The sequence below is a fragment of the Halococcus sp. AFM35 genome, from assembly GCF_051195015.1.
GTDB lineage: Archaea > Halobacteriota > Halobacteria > Halobacteriales > Halococcaceae > Halococcus.
Genome location: NZ_JBNTJU010000080.1, coordinates 1 through 1,680, shown reverse-complemented (window position 1 = coordinate 1,680; position 1,680 = coordinate 1). Strand labels below are relative to the sequence as shown.

The following is a 1,680-nucleotide window of genomic DNA, read 5'->3' as shown; positions in this document are numbered from 1 at the left end:
CACCCGTTATCGCCTAAGCCGATTTCCCGTAAGATCGACCGATTTTACTGGAACTCTCAGACAGCAGATTCCTTTCCGCGATTCCGCTCCGATGACCTATGCAACGATGGATCGATCGGATCGTGCGGGAACTCCGAACGGTGCTGCCAGGAGAGGCGGTGGCGCGAACCTCTCGCGCCACCAGCCTCGTCGAACGAAATCGTGAGATTGGACCGGTACCGTTTGTCTGGAGCTTTCTCTTCGGAACGACACAGCCAGATGGCTCTGTAACCAAGGTACAGGACTTCTACAAGACGTTTACTGAACACAACGCAGCGTACTCGTCGATCCAGCAATGGATCACACCAGAGCTCAAGACTCTCCTCACCGAGATCATTGCGCACCTCAGCGTCGAACTCGGCGGAACAGAGCACTCTCTGGGTGGTCGGTTTGATCGCTTCCGCGATGTCTTCATCGCGGATGCGACCGACTGTACGCTGTCGGCGGAGTCCTTCGAGGACTTCCCCGGCTATGGTGACGATCACGCTGGAGCACGGCTCCACGTGATCGAATCACTCACATCGCGTGCTCCGTTTTTCACGTCGATCACTGATGTCCGTACCGGCGAACTGAGCCAACTCGAAATCGGTGACTGGATGGCTAATTCGCTTCTGTTGGACGATCTCGGCTACCACGACTACGGGAAGATCGCGCAGATCGACGAGCAGGGTGGTTGGTTCGTGAATCGGTTGAAAGTCGATTCAAACGCGCCGATTACGGACGAACTCAGGAGATGGCGCGGCAACGCCATCTCCTTGGAGGGTAGAAACCTCCAAGACGTACTTCCGGACCTCCATCGCAGCGAAATCGACGTGACCGCGAGCTTCGACACACTGAGTTCGGAAAGTGACCTGCTCCCGCGTGAGTTCCGCCTCGTCGGACTTCGTCACGACGAGGCAACTGACGGCGACGATGCACCTGACGCTGACCATGACTACCATCTGTATGTGACGAATCTGCCGAGAAAGTGGTTCAAGCCGCGAGAAATCGCGGCTTTGTATTCCAACAGATGGAGCGTAGAAACGCTCGTCCAGGAGGCGAAATCGGTGTTCGGGTTGGACGAGATTTCTGTTCGGCGGACGGACGCGATTGAGTGTTTCATGCTCGCCTCGATGGTGATGGTGCTGCTCAGCCGGTATCTGCTGCGGCAGATACGAGCAGGGCTCGGATCTGCCTGTTGTGGCTCAGTTGAGGAAGAGACGGAAACGCAACCGATGTCGTTTTCAAAGCGACTGCAGTGGTACGGAACCGATGTTCTGGAGACGTTAGCCCAGCAATTCGGCTATTCGTGGGATCCCGGGTTAGCGATCATCGAGGGAGCGATTGACCGGAATATGAATCGCCACGCGCTCACAGAGCGAGTGGCTCATGGAACTGTTGATCCAGATCTGACGAACGCGAGTGAACTGGCGACGATCCGGCCCGGCTGACTGTCGTCAGCCGAGCCGGGAAAGCCTCGCGTTGAGTGGCAACGCTCCCAATTCGGCGCGCTTCTGAAAGGAAACCGACGTGAATTCAGTTGACTCCAGCAACATCGGTCACGACTCGACTCTTCGTTCTCCATCTTTGAGAAATTCTGCAGCAATCAGCAGGCCAGATTCCTCACAGAGCACTCATTCTGACCTAAAGCGATAACCAGTG

1 protein-coding gene is annotated in these 1,680 nt (G+C 56.1%); it reads left to right on the top strand.

All coding sequences use genetic code 11. From position 1 onward, the window contains the following. Positions 1-98: 98 nt before the first annotated feature. On the top strand, positions 99-1,469 hold the full coding sequence (locus tag ACQUQO_RS18140) for an IS4 family transposase (RefSeq protein WP_007743233.1): 1,371 nt from the start codon (positions 99-101) through the stop codon (positions 1,467-1,469). Positions 1,470-1,680 lie beyond the last annotated feature (211 nt).